Source organism: uncultured Thiodictyon sp. (assembly GCF_903828115.1).
In the GTDB taxonomy this organism is placed as follows: domain Bacteria; phylum Pseudomonadota; class Gammaproteobacteria; order Chromatiales; family Chromatiaceae; genus Thiodictyon.
The window spans coordinates 1-3556 of sequence record NZ_CAIKKU010000446.1 but is presented as its reverse complement, the minus strand read 5'-3'; the positions used below and the strand labels follow the sequence as shown (position 1 = coordinate 3556).

Below are 3556 nucleotides of genomic sequence, written 5' to 3'. Positions count from 1 at the left end.
TGCCGCTCGCCAGGGCCGGCAGGGCCTCGGGCAGCTCGAACCCGGGGAGGTTGCCGCCCGCCTTGAGCCCATCGCCAGGAGCGGGCCGGAGTCCTTGAGGCTGGTCCTCCTGGGGCCGATGCCGCTCGCCAGGGCCGGCAGGGCCTCGGGCAGCTCGAACCCGGGGAGGTTGCCGCCCGCCTTGAGCCCATCGCCAGGGCCTACCGGCGCTCGATCCAGGAGGTTGCCGCCCGCCTTGAGCCCATCGCCAGGGCCTACCGGCGCTCGATCCAGGAGGTTGCCGCCCGCCTTGAGCCCATCGCCAGGAGCGGGCCGGAGTCCTTGAGGCTGGTCCTCCTGGGGCCGATCCTTACCGCCGCGCGAACTCGACCACGTTACTCGGTTCGGTCTCGCCTACCAGGTGCAGGACGTAGCCTGCCCAAGCGTCAAGCGCGGCTTTGCGTTCGTCCAGATACAAGGCCCGGTTGTAGGTGCCAGCGACACCAGCGCGGGCGCCCGATACATGGTTCAGCGTGGCTTCTATGACATGTGGCGGTATCCGCAAGTCCTCTGCCATGCGAGTAGCCAACGTCCGGCGCAAGTCGTGCCAGGTCCAAGGGGCGAGATTGACACAGGCGTCAAGCTTGGCCTTGTACCAAGACCAGCCATAGACAGGCTTTGCGCCGGATGTGGTAAACACGAAGTCTGATTTGATGCCCATCGAATCCTGCTCAGACTTGCGCGCTTCCAGGATCTCTAAGACGGGCGCCGACAGGTGAACGACATGTTCGCGATGGTTCTTCGTGCGGGAACTGGGCATGGTCCAAGTGCATCCGTCAATTTCTGCCCAGCGTAACCCCGTCACCTCGTCGCGCCGTTGCCCGGTCAGGGCGAGAACCTTAACCATACCCGCAAACAAGTATTCACGGTGGGCCTGAGTCTCTGCCAGGGCTCGCCAGATGGCGCGCAGTTCATCGGGAGACAGTACCCGCTCCCTGGATCGTTCGGCGCCGGGCTTCTTGATGCCGTCTGTAGGATCGGTCTTGATGATTTCCCGGTCCAGTGCCCACGCGCACAGCATTCCGAGATAGGCGAGCGTCCGGTTCGCCATGACTTCGGCGCCACGTTCAACCAGCGCGTCAAGAACGTCCAACACGTCACGCTTGGCGACCTCTACCAGCGGCCTGTCGGCCCACGCGGCGAACAGGTCTGACGATAGGGCGCGCTCTATCTCGCTCAGGGTGCGGGGTGACGGTCGGCGTTGCTGGCGTCCGCGGTACTTCTCCAAGAACTCGTCACGCACGGCGGCAAAGGTGTTGCGGCTTGCCGATGCCTGCCCTTCCCGCCGGTCCTGGATCACTCGCGCCGGGTCCTGCCCCCGTTCAGCCATGGTCCGGGCCTCGGTCGCCAGGGCGCGGGCCTCTGCGAGACTGACCGCCGGGTACTTCCCGAGCGTCACCCGTTGCTGCACCCATGCGCCGGCCTTGAGGGTGCGCACGATCAGGACCCATGTGCGGGTTCCCGATGCCGACACGCGAACCCCGAACCCGGGTTGGGTCCTATCCCACCACTCTGCACGGTCGGCCCCGTCAGGGGCCTTCAGGCGCTTCACGGCGGCATCGGTCAGGCGCAGCTTTGGCATGGTCGCGGTTCCTGTTATGGCCCGGGATGTTACCCGGGGCGCTCCCCGGGTAACGCCTCGGGTAACGGGTTGGGGTGTTATGGGCTGTTACCCACTAGGCGTAACAGTCTATAACAATCGACAGGAAATTGAACGCGGGGAAGGGGTTGGGGTGGTCATAGCCGACTGGCATGTTATGCACAGTTAGGCCAAGAAATGCGATTGTCACTGATCCGCAATCAGTGATCCTGGAAAAGTGTGCGGCTCAGGCGCCGGTCGCCGCCGGTAACCGCTCCTCGATCAGTTCGATCAGCCGCGCCAAGGCGCCGCGGTTCTGCTCGACCACCTGCCGTCCGCGTTCGCCGATGCGCGCGCGCAGGGCCGCGTCGGTCAGCCAGTCGCCCAGCAGGTCCGCCAGGGCCGCCGCGCTTGTCACCTGCACCGCCGCCCCCTCGCTCACCAGCAACTCGGTGATCGCCGCGAAGTTGAAGACGTGGGTGCCCGTGACCACCGGGACGCCCACGGCGGCGGCCTCCAGTGGGTTATGACCGCCGGTGGGCACCAGGCTGCCGCCGATAAAGGCGGCGTCCGCGGCGGCCAGGAAGACCGGCAGTTCCCCCATGCTGTCGCCCAGGAACACGGCGGTCTCCCGCGTACAGGGCGTCCGGGTGCTGCGCCGCACCAGTTCAAACCCCGCGCGCGTCACCAGGCCCGCGACCCGCTCGAAGCGTTCCGGGTGGCGCGGCACCAGCACCAGCAGCGCCCCCGGTTCACGCGTGCGCAGCCGGCGGTGGGCCGCCAGCATGAGTTCGTCCTCGCCCTCATGGGTACTCGCCGCCACCCACACCGGACGGTCGCCGCCCCAGGTCCGACGCAGTACCTCCGACTGGTCCTGAAGGCTGGCCGGCAGGCGCAGATCGAACTTGATACTGCCGGTCACCCGCACCCGCCGCGGGTCCGCCCCCAGGTCCAGAAAGCGCCGGGCGTCCGACTGCGCCTGCGCGGCGATCAGGTCGAAGCGCCCCAGGGTCTCCCGGGTCAGCCCGGCCAGGCGCGCATAGCCCTTGGCCGAACGGGCGGAGAGGCGGGCGTTGGCGAGCACCACGGCAACGCCGTGAGCGGCGCACTGGGCCAGGGTGTTGGGCCAGATCTCGGTCTCCATGACGATCAGCAGCCGGGGCCGCACCCGCTCGAGCAGGCGTGCGACGACCTCGGGCAGGTCATAGGGCGTGTAGCGATGCGACACCGTATCCCCGAACAGATCCCCCACCCGGGTCGCGCCCGTGGGGGTGGTGGTGGTCACCAGGACCTTGAGCGGCGGTTGCCGGGTCAACAGGTGCCTGATCAGCGGTGCCGCCGCCTGGACCTCCCCCACCGAGACGGCATGGACCCAGACCGCGGCCGGCGCGGTGGGGGGCGCGTCGCGGACCAGGCGCTCACGGATCCGCCGCCGATAGGCCGGGGCCTTGAGGCTGCGCCAGTAGAGTCGCAGCAACACGAACGGCAGCAGCAGGCGCAGGATCAGCGTGTAGGTTTGCAGATTCATCGGGCCGGTGCCGCGTGCCGAGGGGGGGAATGTCGCCATCTTGCCGCAACGGCACCGGCAGGTCACTGCAAATCCGGTGGGGCGGGGGGTGCGATCAGAACTGATGGGGTGCCCGCGATCCCGGGTACGCTGTCGTTGTCGTATCAGTTCTGATCGCACCCGGGGCGGGGCGACCTTGTGATTGCGGCGGCGCGGACCCATTACCCGTCCCGCCAGCGGCACCTGCAAGACCATCGGCGAGCGCCGTTTGGCGTGCGTCGCGTGGTTTAGCCGTCTTTCAACGCTCCACGCCCCCCTTCCGCGCCGCTGCCGACCTGAGCGCGCAAGCCTTGGCCGCGATCAGCGCTGGGCGGGCCCTTGATCACAGCGTCGCCCACTCGCCCTTGCGGCCACCCGTCGCGGCCTGGGGG

The 3556-nt window shown here is 68.1% G+C and carries 2 protein-coding genes; both read right to left on the bottom strand.

Translation table 11 applies throughout. The features are described 5' to 3' along the window. Positions 1-349 precede the first annotated feature (349 nt). Positions 350-1621, bottom strand: coding sequence for a site-specific integrase (locus QZY48_RS16380; RefSeq protein WP_295432811.1), 1272 nt, complete (start codon positions 1619-1621; stop codon positions 350-352). 244 nt (positions 1622-1865) lie between these two features. Beyond that, entirely contained in the window at positions 1866-3146 is a 1281-nt protein-coding gene (gene waaA, locus QZY48_RS16375) for a lipid IV(A) 3-deoxy-D-manno-octulosonic acid transferase (protein WP_295432810.1), read from the bottom strand. Between the last annotated feature and the right edge of the window lie 410 nt (positions 3147-3556).

What these genes read in the sequence shown, in the direction of transcription:
- QZY48_RS16380 (WP_295432811.1), bottom strand. Translation starts at nt 1,621, where the DNA reads ATGCCAAAGCTGCGCCTGACCGATGCCGCCGTGAAGCGCCTGAAGGCC.
- waaA (WP_295432810.1), bottom strand. Translation starts at nt 3,146, where the DNA reads ATGAATCTGCAAACCTACACGCTGATCCTGCGCCTGCTGCTGCCGTTC.